The organism is Chromatium okenii (genome assembly GCF_002958735.1).
GTDB classification, from domain to species: Bacteria; Pseudomonadota; Gammaproteobacteria; order Chromatiales; family Chromatiaceae; genus Chromatium; species Chromatium okenii_A.
Map to the genome: position 1 here is coordinate 15,006 of NZ_PPGH01000027.1, position 23,606 is coordinate 38,611.

A 23,606-nucleotide genomic window follows, 5' to 3' on the forward strand; every position below is an offset into this window, starting at 1 on the left:
CTTTGAGGTGCTACGGCACCTCTTTAATTTGAGAAATCAATGATGAATCTGAATGCACTCAATCCTGCTCAACTGAAAGTGGTCACTGCACCATTGAGTAATATGCTGGTTCTGGCTGGAGCTGGTTCTGGTAAAACCCGTGTATTAGTGGAAAGAATCGGGTGGTTGATAGAACATCATCACATTCCAGTTGAATCCTTGTTAGTGGTGACATTTACCAACAAGGCAGCAACTGAATTGAAACACCGGTTAGAAGCTAACCTTGATACTGCATTGAATGGGTTATGGATTGGAACTTTCCATGGTTTGGCACATCGACTACTGAGAATACATTGGCAAGCGGCACAGTTAGATAAAGACTTCCAGATTCTCAATGCAGAGGATCAGCGTCGTTTATTGAAACGAGTGATGGCAACGATGCAGATTGATGACACTACTTACCCAATCAAATGGGTGTTGAGCGTTATCAACAATGCTAAGGAGAATGGACTTCATCCGCACCAAGTGGAAGTTGGAGAGGATGATGAAAAGTTAGCTGTTCTGCGCAATATCTATGCGGAATATGAATTGCAACGGCAACAGAATAAAGCCCTTGACTTCGCTGACTTATTGTTGAGTGCTTATGAATTATTGCGGGATCATCGGGATATTCGTCAACACTATCAAAGCCGCTTTCAACAGATTCTGGTTGATGAGTTCCAAGATACCAACACAATGCAATATATGTGGTTACGGATGTTATCTACCAGCAATAACTTCATCTGTGCAGTTGGAGATGATGACCAATCCATTTACGGATGGAGAGGAGCGAAGGTTGCGAATCTGAAGGCATTGAAACAAGATTATCTCAATGTGCAGGTATTACGATTGGAACAAAACTATCGTTCTACCAGCAACATTCTGAATGCTGCCAATGCCGTGATTGCACACAACCGGAATCGATTCGGTAAGAATCTGTGGACACAACAATCAACAGGTTCTTTGATTCAATGCTATACGGCTATTGATGCGGGTGATGAAGCCCGTTTCGTGATTGATCGCATTGGTCAAACATTGACCATGAATCACCGATGTTATCAAGATTATGCAATCTTATATCGGACTTCAGCACAATCACGGATGTTTGAAGAACGATTGATTAAAGCTGGCATTCCTTATCGCATCCATAATGGATTACGCTTCTTTGAACGAGCGGAAGTTCGAGATGCGTTGGGATATTTACGCTTGATCGCAAACTGCAATGATGACCTTGCCTTTGAGCGCATTGTGAATGTTCCGACTCGTGGAATTGGTGAACGCACCATTGAGTTATTGAGGAAACACGCACAGACATTATCGGGATCGTTATGGGAAGCAACACTGGATTTGATTGCAAAGAAAGGCTTGACCAAGAAAGTCAATGAATCACTCACAGCATTTGTGGCATTGATTCAATCTAATCACATTGGAAAGATGACGTTGGCAACACGATTGAATCAACTGCTGAAACAGACAGAGTTACCGGAGTTTTATCTCAAGCAACCCGATGGAAAGGGGGAGGAGCGCGTTGAGAATCTGGATCAGTTGGTGGAAACAGCCGCTCGCTTTGAACGGAGCTGGGACATGGAAGATGGTGATGTTTTAACGGTGTTCCTGAATCATGTTGCCTTGGAAGCAAACGAGATGAGCGATGATGACAACAACGATGCCGTGCAGTTAATGACACTTCACGCGGCAAAAGGGCTGGAATTCCCAGTGGTGTTCCTTGTCGGACTCGAGGAGGGATTATTCCCACACAGTATGTCGTTACATGATCGAGAACGTTTTGAGGAGGAAAGACGATTGTGCTATGTCGGCATAACTCGTGCGATGGAACAATTGTTTATGACTCATGCGGAAAGCCGGTTGATTCATGGACGAGAATGGAATTCAAAACCATCTCGCTTTATGAATGAGATTCCAGGGGAATTAATTGAGCATATCCGTTTTAATAAGGTGGCTCAATATAATGAGGCAGTCATGCGAGTGAAAGAACGAATGGCAATGACCATGCAATAATCATTGATCGATTGGGAACATCATTACTGGTGTTTTCTGATCGATCATTAAACCATTCAATTATTAAGAATGGATTTATTTCATAACACAATAAAGTGCCTTATTCAGAACACCTGATGATTTTGTTAACTGAATCATGTATCTTTCAACACTTCCTTGTATTTGAGAACCGATTTATGTCAACCCTTGATGAACTGCTCCAACAACAGGAAATCCTGCAACAGGAAATCGATGCTGCCCGCAAACTGGAAAAGCGCAGTAAGATCAAAGAGTTAATCTAACCTATACACTAGATCAGACACCATATACCATCTCAGTATTGGACTCGGATGAATAATACCTTCAATACACATTTTCTTTGACGTCAATGCCAGGATTGTTTCCTGGCCAAGTGATAATCATACCATTTTGCTTCTCTATTGTTTTCAGTGCGGCATCAATGTGGTTTTTGTTATTTTGTGACCTAAAAGATACGGATTGTTCATATGAATCCAAAAAGTATTAGGGACAGGGGGTGCAATCCCAAGGTTATCACATGCCAAAGCGACAAAATTCATTTGCACAGTACGCAAACTACTGTTTAGAGATTCAGCGATTTCTTCGGTGGAAGCTGCATTCGTCGCCCCGATCCGATGTAGACAATACTAACAATCTCTTTGGTAATCGTAATTCTAGTTGCAGAAGTAAGATTGCTCCAATAAATAATTAGCCATTACGGCATTGTGTGCTCCATTCAATTGATCCATGCCAAATAGTGAACCAAAGATCCCCACTGTAAATTACTCCTGACTCTTGCGTTTGGTTTCAAGTTACAGGCTTTTACAAGCCCCACGAGATCTCGACCTCAAATCTAAGGTTAAACATCTACACAGTTAAAGAGTAATCCACAAAAAAGAAAGCCCTAGCTGTAACCACATTCACACTGCCATCGTCAAGTCACCTTTGACGAGACGGATCGCAGTATAAATCACCTTTTACTCCTTAACGTCAACCCTTCCCTTGCGCTGATCCAGAATCAACTTGTTTTCTTCAGGGTCTTCAATGATGTCATCGAAGTCCTGCTGAGTCAGGAATTCATCAATGCTCACCTCAAAAAAGGAACGGCTACAACAGCTACAACGGTAACAGATTCATTAACCCTTGAAAAGACAGGACAAACTGCCAAAAGTTGTAGCTGTCTTGTAGCTGTTGTCACTGGATCAACCGTAACCCATTCATTAAATCACTCTCGCAATACCAACCAAACCTCGAGACAATCAAAAGTTATTAGCCCTTGAATAATCATTAGCCCTTGAATACCGATGCGATTAAATAATCACAAACCAGAAACTAATGACCCAATAAAATAACCGATGATGCTGTAATAGAAAACCCCCCTCAACAATTCATTCTGAACTTATTCCAAATAACCTGAAAGCCCTATTGAAACCAACAATCAGGAATAAAATAATCAGAAGAAAAATCAACCGTTTAATCCAAACAAGCCGTTTAACCAACCTCAGACTCTCCCACTGGAACGAAACAAAATCTCATCGAAATTCAAATGCTCACCTCAAAACAGAACCATTGTCAGCCTTGAAACAATCAAAACCCAAACCCAACGATAACGTAAAGTTCAGATTAAGAATTCAGTCAACATCAACCCTAAAACCCACTCACAGCCGCAACACAACAAGAAACACCAGCCAAACCAACCAACCCAACCAGCTACTCAAAATGCCATTGAGACCACTCAGAACAGCGCTTAAAGGCTCTTCCAACCCCAAGCAATGCGATGACACTGGAAAAACCACCCCAAACCGTTCAGACTCACCCAAGTAATCAGACTCAACACCAACCCACCCGAAGCCCCACTCAAACAGGAACAACCGATGTCCGATCCATGCGTCCCTGAACACAGTCATTATCAAGGGGGATAACTGCCCTAGGCGACCCTGTGGGGACGGGCATTAAAGAGGAGGCGTTTCCTACGCGCCCTGTCCAGAGGGCAACACAACGGCTTGAAACATCCAACCCTTTTGCAATGGCACGAAGGGACATCCCATCGGCTCGCATCTGCCGAGCTTGTTCCCGCTTCTCTCGATTACTCTCTCGCACACCATCTTTGGTGTAATGATCCTGATAACGACCTTCCTTCATCCGGTCACGTGGTGGACGTGCTTTGTCCCGCTCCTTTCTGCGCTGTGTCCGCAGCTCGTTAGGAATGATCGCCCGCAGCTCGACTGCAACTCAGCAGGGATGATCTCTTGTATCCATTCAAACAGGTTTCACCTTGAATTGATAACGTGGGTCAACTGTTTTACCGTTGAATACAATCTTTTCTCCACGCATTGATGCTTCAGCGCGTTTAATTATTGGAAGCATCTGGCGTTGAACATCGTTCATTAGTCCCGGTGTATAGCGTCGTGCAATTTTAAGCATTTCACTTTTAACACGAGCTGCTGGCACAAACCACGATAATGAAAGCAAGGTTAAGAATAGCCAGATGTCCCGATGACCTTCTGGAATTCCACCACTGGGTAAATAATAATCCCCAATCTTCATTAAATCTTGGTGTACCAAAGACCACCACTGATAGATGCTGCCGTATTTTTTACGTCCGTTGGGTTTTGCACTGAAACTGTGCACTTGTGCTGACCTTGGTTTTTGGGAATGGCACCCATTCTGGCGTTTTCCCAATACAGCATCAGACAATTGATGCAGTGTCCAACGTTTCCCGGTCAGTTTTTTCCCAGTGACTTGAACTCCGTTTTTGCTGTTGATCGTTCCGCACAGCCGCAATACCCGAGTGCAATCCTTGACAACCGGATCAGCTCCAACCGGCAAGAGTGCTTCAACCAATTTGTTCTGCACCATTTGCCAGACAGGCAGAGCTTTGGCTGGTACTGGTTTGATTAACCAATACAGGTGCATACCTCGACCGCTGTAGATCACAAAGGAAGGTTCCGGCAGCTCCATTTCAGCAAGCCGCTGTAATGGTTTGTCAATATCGATATTGCCATCAATATCGACATAACAGGCTCGCAACGATTTCAACTGGTTGGTTACACGCCAGCGATAGAATTCATTGACAGTAAGATAACGGTCTTGTTGACCTTGTTGGTCGGCGAGAAACTCCGGTAGGTTCGGTGAGTCAGAGCGAAGTGTTTTCCAGCCACCACTCGGCTTGTGCTGTTCCCAGAACACGGTGACACCATACGCACGGGGCGGGTGCAGCAAATCAACATGCTCTTGTGCGGTGAGCAGCTGTAACGGGAACGACTCTTCCTGCGCTTCAAAACGCATTCAGTGTTGTGGAAATCGTTGGTTTTCAGTGTGTTTGTTATGCCAAGTGCCATGTGGGCTTCCTTGACGCAATCAACTGAGGCTCTTGTTACTAGGGTAGATCGTGTAAACTTGAGCCTTGCGCTAGATCAAATTGCTTTCAGTTTGTATTGATAAACAGTTTGATTTCAGTGCTGATCGCGTACAGTGAAGGCAAAACCAAGTAACTTTTGTAGGGTTTAGGTGGTTTAGCCGGTTAAATGATTTAGTTGTTAAAAAAGAAAAGCCGGTTCATTACTGAATCGGCTTTTTTATGTCCATGTATATCTGCTGAAAGCACAACATAATATGTGTAAAGAATACTCATTTTTTCTCCTAGAATCATAAGGTTAGTTTCAGATTTATCCAGAGGATACTGGTTTGCAAATCGGTGTAATACTAGCAAAATTCATTGTACCCAAACAAGATAAAAATCCATACATATCCTGTTGATTTGGGCACTACTACTTCGCATCCTTGGTCTCTTGAATTTGGCGTTTGTAATCTTCGTATGAAGTGTTGCTACTCGCCATACATCGGTTTTGTTCCTGTGTGTCGATGATCTTATTGCACTCGTTTTGTTGCCACGCTTGCCCTGTGTTATAGAGCTGTTGCGAAGAACAACCGTAGATCAATAGCACAAAAAGAACAAAGATTGGGTGTAAGTAGAGCATCGTTAACTTTCTACTTTGACCTTCTTTTCAAACACCTGTATTGCTACATCTTCCAACATCACAATTGTGCCACCATCACTATTAACTTGAGTACCTAACTTGCCAGTCATTGAAGCAACCCATTGTTTCCAATCGGCTTGTGCCTTCTCTAATTTCTTCCATGCTTTGGTTTTAAGGTTGTCACCACCAATGCAGTGTCAGTCTGAATACCAATCTTCATTCCAGCTTTAACGACAACGGGTTGGGGCAATTCATTAAACTTCACTGTCAATTCAAGGCGACCGCTCACAATACTCTCCGGGGTCAAAGGGGCATCAAGTGGTAGAACAGGTTTAGCTTCCTGTGGTGATTTCGGCTTTTTAACCCTTTTGATCTTAACCGGTTTTGGCTTGCGTGGGATTTTACCTAATCGCGCATAAATAATTGCCAGTTCCCGTTGCGGGATAATCGTCTCAGCTTCAGTCACCTCACCAGCCGGTTGACCCTGTAGATCGATCCGTGTCGCACCGAGTTGTATGGTTTGAAGGTAGTTTTTACGCTTGCAATACGAACCCAACACTTGTTTGATGTCAACGGGATGATGACCTGCTGCCAGTAAGTCAAGGTGAATCCTCAACTTCAGTGGACGCGGACGAGCTAGATCAAAACAAGCCGGATAGAGTGCGATGATGTCGAGCTGTGGTGCCAACCGGGTCTGCACCGGGATTGTATCAGTGTCTGGCTCGTTGGGTTCGTCTCTTGGCACTGGTGTCTTCAAGTCATCCATTCGTTTGATTTGATTCAAGTTTGTTGATTGTAAGGATCATTATGATACATCAAGTTCCTGATGAAGATAGTTCTGGAACCCATTGAATAACTTAATTTATATTAACAATTGAGTAACCAGCTGATCTAATCGACTTTTCCGCTTCACTATTTTCGCAAAGCGGATGTATTCTATGCAAAGCAACTAACTGTCTTGCACCGTGGTTGTTAACAATTTATCCTATTATACAATTAAAAAGATAAATAGACATGCCAAACTTCTTAAAAAATCAGTTTGAAGATGATTTCGCGTCAATAGTAATTCAAACAAAAAACGACTTTTTTAGATTACACAAGGTGTCAAAACCTACCAATGCACAAAATCTTAGAGCTTTGTTCTATATTTGTGAATCTGGCGTTGCGTTTCTCAGTTATTTTGATAAAGCAGCAAATCGTGACGATTTTCTTAACCAGTTAATACACCCATTGATTACAGCTACAGGTGAATTAGCAAGTCAGATTGAAGGCACAATGCGAATTGACGATTTATCCAAGGATCGATATCAAGTTGATCGACTTGTTGCTTACTACCGATCTCACGGTCTTGATATTGATGCGTCACAACGAATAAATGGGATATTGGCTTTTGATGGTTTGTATAACACAATTGGTTTGGAAGTACTTGAAGATATGTTTGATTGCGAAGAAGGACCAATTGGAATACTTGGCACACTTCATTTATCACTTCAGATAATGTTATCGGAGAAGATGTGGATAAATTAAACGCTCTTTATGAACCATTTGTGTTTACCCAACTCTTGGATCGTCTTATAGCACTTGCTTTTGAAAAATATTCAAACTGATTGAAGTGATGTCATAGCATTACTATCTAATTTAACAATCCAAATACTTCAAAATATATGCTTCTTCAAAATTCCAAAACTTAGCACCTTTAATAATAATATTCTTGTAATCATCACTAGGTAAAAGCGAGTTGTCAATACAACTCGAAATATAGACAGCAGCTTTTATTTTTTCTCCGCTATCAATCAACTTGATGTCTTTTATTTCTCGGCAATAACCACCTTCATACTTATCTAATCTATCTAAATCATCACTGTCTATTTCATAACAAACTCCACACACTTTACTATCCTTATCTTCTTCAAGATTAGCTCTTGCAAATTCATCAACCGTACTTTTTTTGTTATAAATAAACTTATAACCACAAAGCATTGCTAAAGATGCTGTATGGTATTGGTATTTCCCAATTCTCTTGATCAAGCGATTGGGTTCCATGTTACTTCCATATGCGAAATAGTAAGCATGTTTAATTCTACAAATATCGTCCACTTTTCTTTTTCTCCAACATCACACCACTTCTTCAATTCCACCCATCCCCTCAATAAAGGTGTCAATGAAGGTTTGTAATCGCTCTTTAACCCGCTGAATGACCACCTTGCGCTCCAACACTTTAGGTTGATAATTCAAGGCATTAACCAATTCTTGATCGCGGGCAGCTGGTTAGCACAGGTATGGTGCGAATCATCGTCTTGGCACTCTCGTTATCAATTTGCACCCGTTCATAATCCAGCTTTTCTAATTGCTGAATTAAATCCTCTTCCAGAGCATATTCTGATTGGGTGGTCACACTGTTTAGCTTGTCATCAAAATATCGGTTTGGGAAAAATCATTGCCTTTGAATAATAGCGGTTCATGGCGATGTTTAGCTAAAGCATAAGAAAAGCAGTCACCGAAGTTTAGTCCGGCAGGATGCCGCCCTTTGCCATACGTCAACCAAGCACGATAGGCGATCTGTGCTAATTCAGCATCTACCGGCACAATAACAACTCCCACAAGATCAAGCAATTCAGCGAGACTTTCGCGCCCTACATCACCACGTCGGGCAGTGATAACAAGTAGGGTTTCGAGCCATGTCACTGCCGACATGACATTGATTTCTGTTACAGCCAAGCGTTGCGCGTACTGTTCCGCTTCGGGTTCACCCAGCAAAATACAGATCAGTGATGAGGTATCAATCACCATAATTATTGCTGCCTGTCATGCCGGATAACCATTGGTTTTCATAGCCAATGATGTCATCCGCAGAACGTGAATCATATTCTGGTGCAGTCGCGCACCGGCGACTGATACGCAACAATGCTGCAAGCCGTTCCTCACGGTTGGATGGCATAGGGCGATTAACCACTGTTTCCAATAGTGCCATCACTTCGCAGTCAATTGAGCGATGATGTTGTTTGGCTTGTTGCTCCAACTGTCGATGTAAAGAGTCAGGGACATCATGCAAGGTTATTGTGGGCATGGTTATTTTCCCAATGTTAGTGATGAATGTTATTGCTTTGAATTGTTTTATAACGGCGATTTTCTAAAGATATTTATCCTGCAAATAACGCTGATAATCAGTTTCATCAATTGTTGACTGTTTGATAATACCAATCAATGATTTAGTAATTGGTAGGATTGCAGTATCAATACGTTGTGGTTTCAATCTTTGTTGTATTGGATTTAGCGTTGCAACTCTTGTCAGTTGCCAAACCATCCGAAAGGTGTTGGCAATGTTCCACAGTTGTTGTTGCAGGAGACGGCGTTGCTCTTCAGTCATGGTTCAACAGGCAAGTTGGCAGGCAGGAATCCGACACTTTACAACAGTTGGCAGTCGGACTCGCTACCTAACTGCTGCAATCTGACCAGACTGTGACATGATTCCACCTCGAGGGCAGATCAAAGTTATTAATAGCATTCAAGTTTTACGATCACTCTCCGCTAATTGTTGCCCTGCCTTAATAAGTCGATTGATGTGACTCATAAACGACCTTGGTAAAGGTCACCCAATTCTAATTGAATAGCATCGGCAATCTGTGCCCGTGTTAAACCCTCGCAGTGCATCCTCCATGCCATCAGCTTGATCTTGTCGTGGTACTTAACCACTCTTCCGAACCTGTTGCTCAGACGCACTCAGATCAAAATCATTAACGAATCAACGAGTTATCTGTGGTAACAACAGGCTCAACTAAATTATCAGGTAATTTGTTATGATCGTTATCAGATAATTTATTGATCACCTCATAAATTGCTGTTCCTAGATTAGGATCAATGGCTTGCAGACAATTGCGACTTCCGGCGATACCCAAACAGTGACACGCTTCCAACCCTCTTCTTTTCGCCGATCACGCAAGCGTTGTTGCTGAATACGGTTATTGGTTTGTTGTCTATTGGTCATGTTTGAATCGCTCAGAATGGGTGAAATTGAGAATGTTCTTAATGGTCTGACGATGCCAATTCTTGCCTCGGTTGTATATCCTTGAGCAGTCAATACATCCGCAATCTTCTGTAATGATTGTCCGGTTTCCCGAAGTGTTTTAATCAATACAATAATCTTTTGTTCAATCTCATCAATCACAATTCTTTGGATTCATTGGATGCAACTTGTATCCATAAGGAACAGTTCCAGTGCGTTCTCCTCGTGATTTCTTTGCTTGCAATGCCGCTGTCGTCCGGGCTTTCACTAAGAGAATTTCATACTCGGCAAAGGCATCGACAATTCTTCGCATCAATCGGTTTGTCGGGTCATCACCCTCAGTGCCTTCACCCGCAACACTGATGATCCTTGCTCCCCGTTTCTCAACCAGCCGTTCAATCATCGCTATCAAAACGGGATCACCCGACACAGACGATCCCTTCGGGCAACTAGCAACACATCTCCGTTCTGCAATGAATCAATTGCTGCTAATAACCCGGGACGCTTATGAAGGGACACATTCCACTGATTCCTTCATCACTAAATACCGCATCAATCTTGTCAGTAAAGGCACGACATTGATCTAACTGGGCATCAATACCGAACTCCTGCCACCCGGTCGAAGTTCGTAGATATGCAATTGTTTTTGTTGGCATTGTACAATTATCTGATAATTTAATGTGTTACATGATAAGAATTATCTGGTAATTTATCAAACGATCTTTAACTAACACAAGTTATCAATGATGATGAATAACAATGATGGCTATTCGATGAGGTGAATGAGGATGCGTTAAGCGGGATTGAGAAAAGGGTGATGTCGAAGTACGCCCGTGCGTTGACCCACAGAACACTGCTGAGACAAGCGAAAGAGCGATGAAGTGCGACCGAGCATCTGTGATCCATGAATTTATGAATCACTGCATCTGTGTCATCCAAGCCGGTCATCCCTGATCGGCACTGCCCAAACCGACCTTTCCCAGGTTTCCCTGGCTTGATTGGGCTGGGCTGCATTTTTTCCGGGCAAACCCAACGGGTAGAGGGCAAGTGGGAATGCTCAATGCCAAACCTGCCAAGGGAACCTTGGAAAGTCTTTTTACAATCAATGGTTACAGTTAGTGGTGTTTTTCACTGCATCTAACACAGCTCACCGTTGATATAGATATAAGAGTCAGTAAGGTTCTCGCTTCTCCTCCAACCGTTGTGATTAGGTTTAACTCTTTTTACTACAACTTAATACGAGTCAAAGTTATTGGCTCAACATTTACAACTCATGATATTCATGCGGTGGAGATATTCATATTATTTAACTAAGGAATACCAATATGAAGTTTCATTATGATCTGCAAGAGGTCAAAAAGACCCTGCAACTGATGTGTTCTGGAAACACTTTTGAAATTCGTGCATTAAAAGCTCAATTAGATGGGCAACGTTACCCTGGCATTGTCTCTGGCTTCTTTAATGATCCTGATCTGGCAGTCAAAGAATTAACACGGATCACCGCAGCAAGTGGTATTTACTACACACTCAACCCAGTTAATCCAGCATTACGTGCCCGCGCAAATAACCGGTTACGCATGGCAAATGCAAATGAGGCTACGAGTGATAAAGACATTACAGCACAGATAACACTCTTAATTGACATTGATCCGGTACGGCTTAGTGGAACATCTGCCACTGATGAGCAGAAACTGGCAGCACAAGGTGTAGCTAACGAAATCTGGAAAGAGTTAGTTAAAACGCATGGCTTTCCCGAACCTATCAGTGCTGATTCAGGTAATGGTTATCATCTAATCTATCGGTTGGCAGAATCTACTAATGATAGCACCTTGATTAAAGACACATTAAAGGTGCTTGCCGAGCAGTTTGATACCGATATAGTCAAGGTTGACCCAACGGTTTATAACCCGAGTCGCATCTCCAAACTTTACGGCACAACAGCATGTAAAGGTGATGAAATTCCTGAAATGGGAATTATCCATCGTCAAGCTAAGTTATTAGCGGTTCCCGATTCGATCATTCCATTGGAACTTGCCAAACTTCAAGCCTTTGTCAATTCAGCAACACCCAGTCAGAACTCGGTACTCACACCAGTACAGACATCGGTATCAACACCGATTAAAGCTAAAGATGGACAAAATTGGTTAGATCAATGGTTGACGAATTACTTTCCTGAAGCTGGTGAAGCTGAACAATGGCTCAGTACACCAGGAGCACGGATTTGGAAGATTGATTGTCCTTGGAAACAGCACATGGTCAGAAAGCATCAATCGTGCAACTTGCTAATGGTGCAATCTCTGCGCAGTGTTTCAGTGCCTCTTGTCATCATCATAACTGGCATTCATTGCGTGATCTTAAAGAACCCGATTGGCAGAATAAGATGCGTGATGTTCAAGAGCCTTGGTCAGACCCGCAACCTTTACCTCGTCAAGGTATTGCTCCACTCGATCCAATACTGATTCCCGAACCATTACGTGGTTTTCTAATGGATATATCCATGCGGATGCAAGTTCCAGTTGATTTCCCGACAGTATCAATACTAACTGTTATTGGCTCTTTAATCGGTCATAAAGTAGTCGCTTTTCCTAGACAGTATGATAACACTTGGGTCGTACCCGCTAATGTGTGGGGATTATTAGTTGGTCCACCCGGAGTTAAGAAAACTCCAGCTTTAATGTCTACTTTAGGTTATTTACAAAAGTCACAAAAAGATGCTAATGAGCAACATAAACAGGATATGCAACAGTTCGCTGCGGATGAGAATGTCCATAAAATCAAGATCAAAGCTGCAGAAAAAGTATTAGAGAAAGCTATTAATTCATCAATAACTACCAATTCAGCAACAAAGCCGACTAACAACAATGCTAGTTCGGTGGCAGCAGCTCAACAGGCATATGATGCTTTGTATCATAAAGCACCTAAAAAAGCCCCTTGGAAAAAGTATTATACGCAAGACACAACAATTGAAATGCTTCAGGTGATTCTTCAAGACAACCCGAATGGCACGTTAGTTTTGAGGGATGAAGTGGTTTCGTTAATCAGTTCTTTTGAAAAGAAAGGACATGAAAGTGATCGGGGTTTTTATCTCGAAGGTTGGAACGGGACAAACGCTTATACTGTTGAGCGTTTGAGTCGTGAATCAGTTGTTATTGATCAAGTGTGTCTGTCGCTTATTGGTACGACACAACCTGGTGCGTTTTCAAAGTACATCCGTGGCAGTCTTAATAATGGACATGAAGCAGATGGTTTAGTGCCAAGGTTTCAATTGATGGTTTGTCCAAAGATTGATCGTTATGTCCAACATGATGTCAAACCGAATGAAACGTCCCAGAAACAGGTTAATGATTTATTGGAAAAGATTGATCACTTTCAACCGAATTACTTCTCTGATTTACGCAAAAAAGATAATTACATTGGTTATGGATTTTCATTAGAAGCACAAACTTATTTCAATACTTGGGAAGTTGAGTTACAAAATCGTCTCCGTGATCGTAGTTTACCTCACGACGCATTGGGAAATCACTTAGCTAAATATGGCTCGTTAATGGCTAAGTTAGCACTGTACTTTCACATTATTGATTTAGCCAGCGGATATTTAGGTTATTCAAATCAAAACTTTATTCAGACAGAAAATGTATTACGGGGAATTGCTTGGTGTGAATATCTCGAAACTCACGCATTCGCAGTGTACGGAGTGGAAAAAAATGGTGTCTTAACAGACACCATTGAAAAGTTATTAGAAAAGATGAAAAGTGGTGCGCTCAATAATTCATTTATCATCTGGGAAATGATAACTAAAGGCTGGAGCGGACTAAAAGATACTGATGAAGTCAAGAAAGCTGTTGAAGTGTTAGAACAATATGGCTGGGTGCGCGTGCAGCACAACTCAGACACTAAGGGTCGTCCTTCAGAAACCATTCAAATTCATCCGCGTATTAGTGACTTTAATGTTTTTGAAACTAATGCTTATCCAACATTCTGGCTCGACACATTAAATCAATATCTTAATTCAGTTAAATTAGAAGAATCAGAAGAATCTGATAGTTCAGATAGTTTAGATTCAGATGATTGTGGATTTGATATTGAAAGTTTTAGGAAAGATTTCAGTAAAGAATTCCCAGCTATTATTTAATCATTCACAAAATAGTTTGATCCCACTACCCGCCTCCCTCTCAGCAGGGAGGCTTTTTTTTACCCTCACCCCGCAAACCATGCCTGGGAAACCTAGGAAAGGGTTGGTTGCCCCTCCCCTTGCCAAACTGCACACCCGAAAGCCCCCCGCCTTTGAAAACTGGTTACTTATTTATGGTAACAATCAATCCATTCAATTCTGATTGATTATCTCTGTATATGTTCTGAGCATATGAATGGGTTTTCAAATAATTGATAGAGATATTATAAATTAAGGATGGTTTTCCATCTCAATATCTGTGCTGTGCCTCCGCCTTTATGCTCACGCATTTTGTCAGCACAGATACTTCCCTGATCAAATCGGTGTCCTTCACGGGAATGCCGATTTGATTGTCTCTTTAATGGAGTTTAATACATGTCGAGCCAAGAAATGGCTATCGTCATTGATGATGAGTCAACAATACAATGGTAATTAACCCATTGGATACTCCCACAACTGTATTCCGAGCTGATCTGGAAAGACGAAGTGAGAACAGACAACTGTTACTGAATTGGATTCGGTCATCTTTGAAAGAAGGTGTCGATTACGGTTCCATTCCAACCAAACGTGGACCTTCAAAGCCCAGTTTATTCAAACCCGGTGCTGAGAAGATTTGCGGGATGTTAGGAATAACAGTTCATTTCCCTTCACTGAAGGAACAGAACAAGCCTTATTACAAGGTTTGATACCTGAATATGTGATGGTGCGTTGTGAATTGAAAAACATTCACGGACAAACCCTCGCAGATGGAGTTGGTGCCAGAAGTCTTAAACAAGATTATGGAGACATGAATAAAATTTAAAGATGTCATGCAAAAGTGCTCACGTTGATGCAACGCTTCGCCTGGCTGGTTTATCTGAGGTCTTTACACAAGACCTTGAAGATATGAAAAACCTGAGAACGATGAATGAGAATAAACCCTCAACTTCATCTTCAACCTGTATTACAGAAGCGCAACATCGTGAATTATCCAATCAACTGAACAAGTTGAATCTGGACAATGAACGGTTTATTGTCTACTGCAATAAGATTGCATCAGCAAAATCATTAGGATCAATACGATCCTTGAATGAACTACCTGTTGCATTGTTTGACTTCGTTATGAAGAAACTGCCAGAACTTTCTGCCGCAGCTTAATCAACTCTTTGGAGAACATCATGGAACATGTTTTAGATAAACGTGTATTTAATATCGCTACGGAAAAAAGTACCAGTCCTCCTCCGACCATTCTGATAAAAAAGTTTGGATCGCTGTTGACGACTCACTATTGAGGAATCCAAATATGGAGAACGAATCTCAATTCGTCTCGACGCAATACCTACTGATCCGGCATTTACCGGGCTGTTAAGTGTATTCCCCCATGAACCTCGCAATGTTTCATCCCCCAGTACCACTGAAGATGACATCCCGTTTTAATGAGGAGAACAACATGAGTATTACCCTATACCAGATTGCCGATGATTATCGTGACATTCTGTCATTGATGGATTCTGATTCTGATGATCCAGAGATACTGCGCCAATTGGTGCAAGACACTCTGGATCAATTGCAACTGGATGACAGTTCACAGACAAGGCATTAGCAGTGGCTTGTTATACCCGTGAATTAGAATTGGAAGCTGAAGCTGTTAAAGCAACAGAGACTTCATTCGCAATCGCCGCAAGCAACTTGAATCCGTCTGAGTTCCTGCGGAATTATCTGATAACTCAACTCCAGAAAGTCAACAAGACTGAACTGAAGAGTAATCAGATCGTTGTCCGTCTTCGTAAGACACCCGCCGCATCATTGTGGACGATGAAACTGTCATACCTGATTGTTTCAAAGAAACGGAGACCTTGACCACATTCGCAAGAATTGGATGCAGGAAAACTTCGTTTAGGAGTTGATTCCATTCCCGGAGTTCACCTTGAAACTGGTGAGTTTAACCTTGCGTTAATTCATCACTGGTTTTAACCCACTGAGGGCTGGCATTTCGTCAGCCCTTTTTTATATCTCTCAATTGATGATGCGAATTGCATCAGGAGTTGTTATGCCTGAAATAACTGCATTAACACAACCAACCTATTGGTTCCCTTCATATATCGACTACATTGATTATGAAGAAATCCAACGGCTCTATTGCGATGATGATGAATCATTACCCACTGATATGAATCCATCGGCAATACCTGCTGAATGGAGTCAATTCAATGATGATGACATTCCCTTTTAACCCTTTTAGGATCAAAAACATGCGTCACTTATATCAATTCGATTTAATCGAACCTCGTGATACGACATTAACCCTTGGTGAAGATGCCACTGGCACAATCACCATGATCTTGATGGATGAACATCGTCATTGTACTCAATTCATTTTGAGCAATGATGAATTCAATCATCTCTGCGACCTGCGTTATAAACTGGAACTTGATTCCCCAATCAGATTCCAACATTTACGCCGATTAACAACGGTGTAATCCATGGCAATCACATTCAAGTTCCCACTGGGTGAAATTGTCATTACTGATGGAGCACATTCCGCATTACAAGAATGTGCAATATCTCCACTCTTCCTATTGTTTCGGCATCGCCAAGGCAATTGGGGAGAGATCAGCAGCGAAGATCAACAGGAAAATGATCGTGCTGTAGTGGAAGGAAACAGAGTGCTGTCAGTCTATCCATTACAGGATGACTTGCGCATCTGGATCATTACGGAAGCGGATCGAACTGTTACCACTCTTCTCTTACCTGAAGAGTATTAACCCCCTTTGAGGTGCTACGGCACCTCTTTAATTTGAGAAATCAATGATGAATCTGAATGCACTCAATCCTGCTCAACTGAAAGTGGTCACTGCACCATTGAGTAATATGCTGGTTCTGGCTGGAGCTGGTTCTGGTAAAACCCGTGTATTAGTGGAAAGAATCGGTGGTTGATAGAACATCATCACATTCCAGTTGAATCCTTGTTAGTGGTTACATTTACGAATAAGGCAGCAACTGAATTGAAACACCGATTAGAAGCTAACCTTGATACTGCATTGAATGGGTTATGGATTGGAACTTTCCATGGTTTGGCACATCGACTACTGAGAATACATTGGCAAGCGGCACAGTTAGATAAAGACTTCCAGATTCTCAATGCAGAGGATCAGCGTCGTTTATTGAAACGAGTGATGAACACGATGCAGATTGATGACACTACTTACCCAATCAAATGGGTGTTGAGCGTTATCAACAATGCTAAGGAGAATGGACTTCATCCGCACCAAGTGGAAGTTGGAGAGGATGAGAAAAGTTAGCTGTTCTGCGCAATATCTATGCGGAATATGAATTGCAACGGCAACAGAATAAAGCCCTTGACTTCGCTGACTTATTGTTGAGTGCTTATGAATTATTGCGGGATCATCGGGATATTCGTCAACACTATCAAAGCCGCTTTCAACAGATTCTGGTTGATGAGTTCCAAGATACCAACACAATGCAATATATGTTTACGGATGTTATCTACCAGCAATAACTTCATCTGTGCAGTTGGAGATGATGACAATCCATTTACGGATGGAGAGGAGCGAAGGTTGCGAACTGAAGGCATTGAAACAAGATTATCTCAATGTGCAGGTATTACGATTGGAACAAAACTATCGTTCTACCAGCAACATTCTGAATGCTGCCAATGCCGTGATTGCACACAACCGGAATCGATTCGGTAAGAATCTGTGGACACAACAATCAACAGGTTCTTTGATTCAATGCTATACGGCTATTGATGCGGTGATGAAGCCCGTTTCGTGATTGATCGCATTGGTCAAACATTGACCATGAATCACCGATGTTATCAAGATTATGCAATCTTATATCGGACTTCAGCACAATCACGGATGTTTGAAGAACGATTGATTAAAGCTGGCATTCCTTATCGCATCCATAATGGATTACGCTTCTTTGAACGAGCGGAAGTTCGAGATGCGTTGGGATATTTACGCTTGATCGCAAACTGCAATGATGACCTTGCCTTTGAGCGCATTGTGAATGTTCCGACTCGTGGAATTGGTGAACGCACCATTGAGTTATTGAGGAAACACGCACAGACATTATCGGATCGTTATGGAAGCAACACTGGATTGATTGCAAAGAAAGGCTTGACCAAGAAAGTCAATGAATCACTCACAGCATTTGTGGATTGATTCAATCTCAATCACAGTGGAAAGATTGACGTTGGCAACACGATTGAATCAACTGCTGAAACAGACAGAGTTACCGAGTTTTATCTCAAGCAACCCGATGGAAAGGGGAGGAGCGCGTTGAGAATCTGGATCAGTTGGTGGAAACAGCCGCTCGCTTTGAACGGAGCTGGGACATGGAAGATGGTGATGTTTTAACGGTGTTCCTGAATCATGTTGCCTTGGAAGCAAACGAGATGACTGATGATGAAGATCACGATGCCGTGCAGTTAATGACACTCCACGCGGCAAAAGGGCTGGAGTTCCCAGTGTCCTTTCTAGTCGGACTCGAGGAGGGATTATTCCCACAGCATGTCGTTACATGATCGGAACGTTTTGAGGAGGAAAGACGATTGTGTATGTCGGCATGACAAGAGCGATGGAACAATTGTTTATGACTCATGCGGAAAGCCGGTTGATTCACGGACGAGAATGGAATTCAAAACCATCTCGCTTTATGAATGAGATTCCAGGGAATTCATTGAGCAATCCGTTTTAATAAGGTGGCTCAATACAATGAGGCAGTCATGCGAGTGAAAGAACGAATGGCAATGACCATGCAATAATCATTGATCGATTGGGAACATCATTACTGGTGTTTCTGATCGATCATTAAACCATTCAATTATTAAGAATGGTTTATTTCATAACACAATAACATGTATCTTTCAACACTTCCTTGTATTTGAGAACTGATCTATGTCAACCTAAATATCGTGATCCATTCACGGAACATTCTGGTTCAATTCAGAACGGCACTGTCTGCGCGGTTCGAATGTTGGGTTGTCAAAAGTGGTAATCTAACCTATACACTAGATCAGACACCATATACCATCTCAGTATTGGACTCGGATGAATAATACCTTCAATACACATTTTCTTGACGTCAATGCCAGGATTGTTTCCTGGCCAAGTGATAATCATACCATTTTGCTTCTCTATTGTTTTCAGTGCGGCATCAATGTGGTTTTTGTTATTTTGTGACCTAAAAGATACGGATTGTTCATATGAATCCAAAAAGTATTAGGGACAGGGGGTGCAATCCCAAGGTTATCACATGCCAAAGCGACAAAATTCATTTGCACAGTACGCAAACTACTGTTTAGAGATTCAGCGATTTCTTCGGGTGGAAGCTGCATTTCGTCGCCCCGATCCGATGTAGACAATACTAACAATCTCTTTGTAATCGTAATTCTAGTTGCAGAAGTAGATTGCTCCAATAAATAATTAGCCATTACGGCATTGTGTGCTCCATTCAATTGATCCATGCCAAATAGTGAACCAAAGATCCCCACTGTAAATTACTCCTGACTCTTGCGTTTGGTTTCAAGTTACAGGCTTTTACAAGCCCCACGAGATCTCGACCTCAAATCTAAGGTTAAACATCTACACAGTTAAAGAGTAATCCACAAAAAAGAAAGCCCTAGCTGTAACCACATTCACACTGCCATCGTCAAGTCACCTTTGACGAGACGGATCGCAGTATAAATCACCTTTTACTCTTAACGTCAAACCCTTCCCTTGCGCTGATCCAGAATCAACTTGTTTCCTTCAGGGTCTTCAATGATGTCATCGAAGTCCTGCTGGTCAGGAATTTCATCAATGCTCACCTCAAAAAGGAACGGCTACAACAGCTACAACGGTAACAGATTCATTAACCCTTGAAAAGACAGGACAAACTGCCAAAAGTTGTAGCTGTCTTGTAGCTGTTGTCACTGGATCAACCGTAACCCATTCATTAAATCACTCTCGCAACACCAACCAAACCTCGAGACAATCAAAAGTTATTAGCCTTGAATAATCATTAGCCCTTGAATACCGATGCGATTAATAATCACAAACCAGAAACTAATGACCCAATAAAATAACCGATGATGCTGTAATAGAAAACCCCCCTCAACAATTCATTCTGAACTTATCCAATAACCTGAAAGCCCTATTGAAACCAACAATCAGGAATAAAATAATCAGAAGAAAAATCAACCGTTTAATCCAAACAAGCCGTTTAACCAACCTCAGACTCTCCCACTGGAACGAAACAAAATCTCATCGAAATTCAAATGCTCACCTCAAAAAAACAGAACCAGTTGTCAGCCCTTGAAACAATCAAAACCCAAACCTAACGATAACGTAAAGTTCAGATTAAGAATTCAGTCAACATCAACCCTAAAACCCACTCACAGCCGCAACACAACAAGAAACACCAGCCAAACCAACCAACCCAACCAGCTACTCAAAATGCCATTGAGACCACTCAGAACAGCGCTTAAAGGCTCTTCCAACCCCAAGCAATGCGATGACACTGGAAAAAAACCACCCCAAACCGTTCAGACTCACCCAAGTAATCAGACTCAACCACCAACCACCCGAAGCCCACTCAACACAGGAACAACCGATGTCCGATCCATGCGTCCCTGAACACAGTCATTATCAAGGGGGATAACTGCCCTAGGCGACCCTGTGGGGACGGGCATTAAAGAGGCGTTTCCTACGCGCCCTGTCCAGAGGGCAACACAACGGCTTGAAACATCCAACCCTTTGCAATGGCACGAAGGGACATCCCATCGGCTCGCATCTGCCGAGCTTGTTCCCGCTTCTCTCGATTACTCTCTCGCACACCATCTTTGGTGTAATGATCCTGATAACGACCTTCCTTCATCCGGTCACGTGGTGGACGTGCTTTGTCCCGCTCCTTTCTGCGCTGTGTCCGCAGCTCGTTAGGAATGATCGCCCGCAGCTCCGACTGCAACTCAGCAGGGATGATCTCTTGTATCCATTCAAACAGGTTTCACGCTTGAATTGATAACGTGGGTCAACTGTTTTACGTTGAATACAATCTTTTCTCCACGCATTGATGCTTCAGCGCGTTTAATTATTGGAAGCATCTGGCGTTGAACATCGTTCATTAGTCCCGGTGTATAGCGTCGTGCAATTTTAAGCATTTCACTTTTAACACGAGCTGCTGGCACAAACCACGATAATGAAAGCAAGGTTAAGAATAGCCAGATGTCCCGATGACCTTCTGGAATACCACCACTGGGTAAATAATAATCCCCAATCTTCATTAAATCTTGGTGTACCAAAGACACCACTGATAGATGCTGCCGTATTTTTTACGTCCGTTGGGTTTTGCACTGAAACTGTGCACTTGTGCTGACCTTGGTTTTTGGGATGGCACCCATTCTGGGCGTTTTCCCAATACAGCATCAGACAATTGATGCAGTGTCCAACGTTTCCCGGTCAGTTTTTTCCCAGTGACTTGAACTCCGTTTTTGCTGTTGATCGTTCCGCACAGCCGCAATACCCGAGTGCAATCCTTGACAACCGGATCAGCTCCAACCGGCAAGAGTGCTTCAACCAATTTGTTCTGCACCATTTGCCAGACAGGCAGAGCTTTGGCTGGTACTGGTTTGATTAACCAATACAGGTGCATACCTCGACCGCTGTAGATCACAAAGGAAGGTTCAGGCAGCTCCATTTCAGCAAGCCGCTGTAATGGTTTCAATATCGACATTGCCATCAATATCGACATAACAGGCTCGCAACGATTTCAACTGGTTGGTTACACGCCAGCGATAGAATTCATTGACAGTGAGATAACGGTCTTGTTGACCTTGTTGGTCGGCGAGAAACTCCGGTAGGTTCGGTGAGTCAGAGCGAAGTGTTTTCCAACCACCACTCGGCTTGTGCTGTTCCCAGAACACGGTGACACCATACGCACGGGGCGGGTGCAGCAAATCAACATGCTCTTGTGCGGTGAGCAGCTGTAACGGGAACGACTCTTCCTGCGCTTCAAAACGCATTCAGTGTTGTGGAAATCGTTGGTTTTCAGTGTGTTTGTTATGCCAAGTGCCATGTGGGCTTCCTTGACGCAATCAACTGAGGCTCTTGTTACTTAGGGAGATCGTGTAAACTTGAGCCTTGCGCTAGATCAAATTGCTTTCAGTTTGTATGATAAACAGTTTGATTTCAGTGCTGATCGCGTACAGTGAAGGCAAACCAAGTAACTTTTGTAGGGTTTAGGTGGTTTAGCCGGTTAAATGATTTAGTTGTTAAAAAAGAAAAGCCGGTTCATTACTGAATCGGCTTTTTTATGTCCATGTATATCTGCTGAAAGCACAACATAATATGTGTAAAGAATACTCATTTTTCTCCTAGAATCATAAGGTTAGTTTCAGATTTATCCAGAGGATACTGGTTTGCAAATCGGTGTAATACTAGCAAAATTCATTGTACCAAACAGATAAAATCCATACATATCCTGTTGATTTGGGCAACTACTACTTCGCATCCTTGGTCTCTTGAATTTGGCGTTTGTAATCTTGTATGAAGTGTTGCTACTCGCCATACATCGTTTTGTTCCTGTGTGTCGATGATCTTATTGCACTCGTTTTGTTGCCACGCTTGCCCGTGTTATAGAGCTGTTGCGAAGAACAACCGTAGATCAATAGCACAAAAGAACAAAGATTGGGTGTAAGTAGAGCATCGTTAACTTTCTACTTTGACCTTCTTTTCAAACACCTGTATTGCTACATCTTCCAACATCAACAATTGTGCCACCATCACTATTAACTTGAGTACCTAACTTGCCAGTCATTGAAGCAACCCATTGTTTCCAATCGGCTTGTGCCTTCTCTAATTTCTTCCATGCTTTGGGTTTTAAGGTTGTCACACCAATGCAGTGTCAGTCTGAATACAATCTTCATTCCAGCTTTAACGACAACGGGTTGGGGCAATTCATTAAACTTCACTGTCAATTCAAGGCGACCGCTCACAATACTCTCGGGGTCAAAGGGGCATCAAGTGGTAGAACAGGTTTAGCTTCCTGTGGTGATTTCGGCTTTTTAACCCTTTTGATCTTAACCGGTTTTGGCTTGCGTGGGATTTTACCTAATCGCGCATAAATAATTGCCAGTTCCCGTTGCGGGATAATCGTCTCAGCTTCAGTCACCTCACCAGCCGCGTTGACCCTGTAGATCGATCCGTGTCGCACCGAGTTGTATGGTTTGAAGGTAGTTTTTTACGCTTGCAATACGAACCCAACACTTGTTTGATGTCAACGGGATGATGACCTGCTGCCAGTAAGTCAAGGTGAATCCTCAACTTCAGTGGACGCGGACGAGCTAGATCAAAACAAGCCGGATAGAGTGCGATGATTCGAGCTGTGGTGCCAACCGGGTCTGCACCGGGATTGTATCAGTGTCTGGCTCGTTGGG

Annotated in this window: 28 protein-coding genes and 2 pseudogenes; 16 read left to right on the forward strand and 14 right to left on the reverse strand. The window is 42.5% G+C overall.

The features are described from left to right. The first annotated feature begins 42 nt into the window (after positions 1-42). Positions 43-2,037, forward strand: coding sequence for a UvrD-helicase domain-containing protein (locus CXB77_RS05390; RefSeq protein WP_172452548.1), 1,995 nt, complete (start codon positions 43-45; stop codon positions 2,035-2,037). Between the two features lie 2,256 nt (positions 2,038-4,293). Here the strand turns inward: CXB77_RS05390 and CXB77_RS05395 are convergent. Next, the gene (locus tag CXB77_RS05395; RefSeq protein ID WP_105073103.1) at positions 4,294-5,322 is read right to left on the reverse strand and encodes a replication protein; all 1,029 of its coding nucleotides are present in this window, start codon (positions 5,320-5,322) and stop codon (positions 4,294-4,296) included. Positions 5,323-6,162: 840 nt separating this feature from the next. Beyond that, a complete protein-coding gene (locus CXB77_RS05405) occupies positions 6,163-6,798 on the reverse strand; it encodes a ProQ/FINO family protein (protein ID WP_146108711.1) in 636 nt (211 codons plus the stop codon). A gap of 230 nt (positions 6,799-7,028) precedes the next feature. Between CXB77_RS05405 and CXB77_RS05410 the strand changes: the two genes are divergently transcribed. Next, a complete protein-coding gene (locus CXB77_RS05410) occupies positions 7,029-7,541 on the forward strand; it encodes a hypothetical protein (RefSeq protein WP_105073106.1) in 513 nt (170 codons plus the stop codon). A gap of 111 nt (positions 7,542-7,652) precedes the next feature. Here CXB77_RS05410 and CXB77_RS05415 read toward each other — a convergent pair whose 3' ends face one another. From CXB77_RS05415 to CXB77_RS24480, 7 genes are all read right to left on the reverse strand, one after another. Then, positions 7,653-8,111 (reverse strand): gamma-glutamylcyclotransferase family protein, encoded by a 459-nt coding sequence (locus CXB77_RS05415; RefSeq protein ID WP_277949353.1) that lies wholly within the window; start codon positions 8,109-8,111, stop codon positions 7,653-7,655. Positions 8,112-8,414: 303 nt separating this feature from the next. Beyond that, positions 8,415-8,804: a type II toxin-antitoxin system VapC family toxin gene (locus tag CXB77_RS05425; protein WP_105073108.1), complete on the reverse strand. Its 390-nt coding sequence runs from the start codon at positions 8,802-8,804 to the stop codon at positions 8,415-8,417. Beyond that, positions 8,794-9,081: a FitA-like ribbon-helix-helix domain-containing protein gene (locus tag CXB77_RS05430; protein WP_105073109.1), complete on the reverse strand. Its 288-nt coding sequence runs from the start codon at positions 9,079-9,081 to the stop codon at positions 8,794-8,796. Before CXB77_RS05430 ends, CXB77_RS05425 begins: the two co-directional genes overlap by 11 nt. Positions 9,082-9,144: 63 nt before the next feature. Next, the gene (locus tag CXB77_RS05435; protein ID WP_105073110.1) at positions 9,145-9,381 is read right to left on the reverse strand and encodes a hypothetical protein; all 237 of its coding nucleotides are present in this window, start codon (positions 9,379-9,381) and stop codon (positions 9,145-9,147) included. A gap of 477 nt (positions 9,382-9,858) precedes the next feature. Then, the gene (locus CXB77_RS05440) at positions 9,859-10,179 is read right to left on the reverse strand and encodes a hypothetical protein (RefSeq protein ID WP_105073111.1); all 321 of its coding nucleotides are present in this window, start codon (positions 10,177-10,179) and stop codon (positions 9,859-9,861) included. Continuing rightward, the gene (locus CXB77_RS22920) at positions 10,172-10,447 is read right to left on the reverse strand and encodes a recombinase family protein (protein WP_146108713.1); all 276 of its coding nucleotides are present in this window, start codon (positions 10,445-10,447) and stop codon (positions 10,172-10,174) included. The genes CXB77_RS05440 and CXB77_RS22920 overlap by 8 nt, the downstream gene beginning before the upstream one ends. 58 nt (positions 10,448-10,505) lie before the next feature. After that, a complete protein-coding gene (locus CXB77_RS24480; RefSeq protein ID WP_105073113.1) occupies positions 10,506-10,673 on the reverse strand; it encodes a recombinase family protein in 168 nt (55 codons plus the stop codon). Between the two features lie 669 nt (positions 10,674-11,342). On the opposite strand from CXB77_RS24480, the gene CXB77_RS05455 reads away from it, so the two are divergent. The 13 genes and pseudogenes from CXB77_RS05455 to CXB77_RS05520 form a co-directional block, all read left to right on the forward strand. Then, positions 11,343-12,476, forward strand: a complete 1,134-nt coding sequence (locus CXB77_RS05455; RefSeq protein ID WP_105073093.1) for a hypothetical protein — start codon at positions 11,343-11,345, stop codon at positions 12,474-12,476. Beyond that, on the forward strand, positions 12,398-14,149 hold the full coding sequence (locus tag CXB77_RS05460; RefSeq protein ID WP_105073114.1) for a DUF3987 domain-containing protein: 1,752 nt from the start codon (positions 12,398-12,400) through the stop codon (positions 14,147-14,149). The genes CXB77_RS05455 and CXB77_RS05460 overlap by 79 nt, the downstream gene beginning before the upstream one ends. Positions 14,150-14,992: 843 nt before the next feature. Continuing rightward, the gene (locus tag CXB77_RS05470) at positions 14,993-15,325 is read left to right on the forward strand and encodes a hypothetical protein (RefSeq protein WP_105073116.1); all 333 of its coding nucleotides are present in this window, start codon (positions 14,993-14,995) and stop codon (positions 15,323-15,325) included. Between the two features lie 292 nt (positions 15,326-15,617). Then, entirely contained in the window at positions 15,618-15,770 is a 153-nt protein-coding gene (locus CXB77_RS19580) for a hypothetical protein (RefSeq protein ID WP_172452549.1), read from the forward strand. A 2-nt stretch (positions 15,771-15,772) separates the two neighbouring features. Beyond that, a complete protein-coding gene (locus tag CXB77_RS24485; protein ID WP_105073117.1) occupies positions 15,773-16,027 on the forward strand; it encodes a hypothetical protein in 255 nt (84 codons plus the stop codon). Positions 16,028-16,217: 190 nt separating this feature from the next. Next, the gene (locus CXB77_RS05480; protein WP_146108714.1) at positions 16,218-16,400 is read left to right on the forward strand and encodes a hypothetical protein; all 183 of its coding nucleotides are present in this window, start codon (positions 16,218-16,220) and stop codon (positions 16,398-16,400) included. A gap of 19 nt (positions 16,401-16,419) precedes the next feature. Next, positions 16,420-16,647 carry a hypothetical protein gene (locus CXB77_RS05485; protein ID WP_105073100.1) on the forward strand — a complete coding sequence of 76 codons (228 nt, stop codon included), beginning with the start codon at positions 16,420-16,422 and terminating at the stop codon, positions 16,645-16,647. 3 nt (positions 16,648-16,650) lie between these two features. After that, a complete protein-coding gene (locus CXB77_RS05490; RefSeq protein ID WP_105073101.1) occupies positions 16,651-16,932 on the forward strand; it encodes a hypothetical protein in 282 nt (93 codons plus the stop codon). Between the two features lie 106 nt (positions 16,933-17,038). Further along, a pseudogene (locus tag CXB77_RS05500) lies at positions 17,039-17,469 on the forward strand (UvrD-helicase domain-containing protein). Positions 17,470-17,501: 32 nt separating this feature from the next. Next, a complete protein-coding gene (locus tag CXB77_RS05505; RefSeq protein WP_172452552.1) occupies positions 17,502-17,687 on the forward strand; it encodes a UvrD-helicase domain-containing protein in 186 nt (61 codons plus the stop codon). A 23-nt stretch (positions 17,688-17,710) separates the two neighbouring features. Then, positions 17,711-17,962, forward strand: coding sequence for a 3'-5' exonuclease (locus CXB77_RS22930; RefSeq protein WP_146108715.1), 252 nt, complete (start codon positions 17,711-17,713; stop codon positions 17,960-17,962). Beyond that, positions 17,959-18,354, forward strand: coding sequence for a 3'-5' exonuclease (locus CXB77_RS22935; protein ID WP_105073123.1), 396 nt, complete (start codon positions 17,959-17,961; stop codon positions 18,352-18,354). Before CXB77_RS22930 ends, CXB77_RS22935 begins: the two co-directional genes overlap by 4 nt. A 92-nt stretch (positions 18,355-18,446) precedes the next feature. Next, positions 18,447-18,716, forward strand: a pseudogene (locus tag CXB77_RS05520) (3'-5' exonuclease); the annotation flags it as partial. A 621-nt stretch (positions 18,717-19,337) separates the two neighbouring features. Here the strand turns inward: CXB77_RS05520 and CXB77_RS19105 are convergent. The 5 genes from CXB77_RS19105 to CXB77_RS05540 all read right to left on the reverse strand — a co-directional run bounded on the left by CXB77_RS19105 (position 19,338) and on the right by CXB77_RS05540 (position 22,193). Further along, on the reverse strand, positions 19,338-19,685 hold the full coding sequence (locus CXB77_RS19105) for a hypothetical protein (RefSeq protein ID WP_146108716.1): 348 nt from the start codon (positions 19,683-19,685) through the stop codon (positions 19,338-19,340). Positions 19,686-20,878: 1,193 nt separating this feature from the next. Beyond that, complete coding sequence (locus tag CXB77_RS19585; RefSeq protein WP_172452553.1) at positions 20,879-21,049, reverse strand: hypothetical protein; 171 nt, start codon at positions 21,047-21,049, stop codon at positions 20,879-20,881. 118 nt (positions 21,050-21,167) lie between these two features. Continuing rightward, the gene (locus tag CXB77_RS05530; protein ID WP_105073126.1) at positions 21,168-21,455 is read right to left on the reverse strand and encodes a hypothetical protein; all 288 of its coding nucleotides are present in this window, start codon (positions 21,453-21,455) and stop codon (positions 21,168-21,170) included. After that, on the reverse strand, positions 21,455-21,904 hold the full coding sequence (locus CXB77_RS05535; protein WP_172452554.1) for a hypothetical protein: 450 nt from the start codon (positions 21,902-21,904) through the stop codon (positions 21,455-21,457). Before CXB77_RS05535 ends, CXB77_RS05530 begins: the two co-directional genes overlap by 1 nt. Then, positions 21,870-22,193, reverse strand: coding sequence for a hypothetical protein (locus CXB77_RS05540; RefSeq protein WP_105073128.1), 324 nt, complete (start codon positions 22,191-22,193; stop codon positions 21,870-21,872). The genes CXB77_RS05535 and CXB77_RS05540 overlap by 35 nt, the downstream gene beginning before the upstream one ends. 783 nt (positions 22,194-22,976) lie before the next feature. Between CXB77_RS05540 and CXB77_RS19110 the strand changes: the two genes are divergently transcribed. Beyond that, the gene (locus CXB77_RS19110) at positions 22,977-23,294 is read left to right on the forward strand and encodes a hypothetical protein (RefSeq protein ID WP_146108718.1); all 318 of its coding nucleotides are present in this window, start codon (positions 22,977-22,979) and stop codon (positions 23,292-23,294) included. The last annotated feature ends 312 nt before the right edge of the window (positions 23,295-23,606 follow it).

Bases quoted from the DNA above. Each gene is read 5' to 3' on its own strand.
- CXB77_RS05390 (WP_172452548.1), top strand. From the start codon at position 43: ATGAATCTGAATGCACTCAATCCTGCTCAACTGAAAGTGGTCACTGCA.
- CXB77_RS05395 (WP_105073103.1), bottom strand. From the start codon at position 5,322: ATGCGTTTTGAAGCGCAGGAAGAGTCGTTCCCGTTACAGCTGCTCACC.
- CXB77_RS05410 (WP_105073106.1), top strand. From the start codon at position 7,029: ATGCCAAACTTCTTAAAAAATCAGTTTGAAGATGATTTCGCGTCAATA.
- CXB77_RS05425 (WP_105073108.1), bottom strand. From the start codon at position 8,804: ATGGTGATTGATACCTCATCACTGATCTGTATTTTGCTGGGTGAACCC.
- CXB77_RS05430 (WP_105073109.1), bottom strand. From the start codon at position 9,081: ATGCCCACAATAACCTTGCATGATGTCCCTGACTCTTTACATCGACAG.
- CXB77_RS05435 (WP_105073110.1), bottom strand. From the start codon at position 9,381: ATGACTGAAGAGCAACGCCGTCTCCTGCAACAACAACTGTGGAACATT.
- CXB77_RS24480 (WP_105073113.1), bottom strand. From the start codon at position 10,673: ATGCCAACAAAAACAATTGCATATCTACGAACTTCGACCGGGTGGCAG.
- CXB77_RS05455 (WP_105073093.1), top strand. From the start codon at position 11,343: ATGAAGTTTCATTATGATCTGCAAGAGGTCAAAAAGACCCTGCAACTG.
- CXB77_RS05460 (WP_105073114.1), top strand. From the start codon at position 12,398: ATGCGTGATGTTCAAGAGCCTTGGTCAGACCCGCAACCTTTACCTCGT.
- CXB77_RS05470 (WP_105073116.1), top strand. From the start codon at position 14,993: ATGTCATGCAAAAGTGCTCACGTTGATGCAACGCTTCGCCTGGCTGGT.
- CXB77_RS19580 (WP_172452549.1), top strand. From the start codon at position 15,618: ATGAGTATTACCCTATACCAGATTGCCGATGATTATCGTGACATTCTG.
- CXB77_RS05480 (WP_146108714.1), top strand. From the start codon at position 16,218: ATGCCTGAAATAACTGCATTAACACAACCAACCTATTGGTTCCCTTCA.
- CXB77_RS05485 (WP_105073100.1), top strand. From the start codon at position 16,420: ATGCGTCACTTATATCAATTCGATTTAATCGAACCTCGTGATACGACA.
- CXB77_RS05490 (WP_105073101.1), top strand. From the start codon at position 16,651: ATGGCAATCACATTCAAGTTCCCACTGGGTGAAATTGTCATTACTGAT.
- CXB77_RS22930 (WP_146108715.1), top strand. From the start codon at position 17,711: ATGACAATCCATTTACGGATGGAGAGGAGCGAAGGTTGCGAACTGAAG.
- CXB77_RS19585 (WP_172452553.1), bottom strand. From the start codon at position 21,049: ATGAAGGAAGGTCGTTATCAGGATCATTACACCAAAGATGGTGTGCGA.
- CXB77_RS05530 (WP_105073126.1), bottom strand. From the start codon at position 21,455: ATGAAGATTGGGGATTATTATTTACCCAGTGGTGGTATTCCAGAAGGT.
- CXB77_RS05535 (WP_172452554.1), bottom strand. From the start codon at position 21,904: ATGTCGATATTGAAACCATTACAGCGGCTTGCTGAAATGGAGCTGCCT.
- CXB77_RS05540 (WP_105073128.1), bottom strand. From the start codon at position 22,193: ATGCGTTTTGAAGCGCAGGAAGAGTCGTTCCCGTTACAGCTGCTCACC.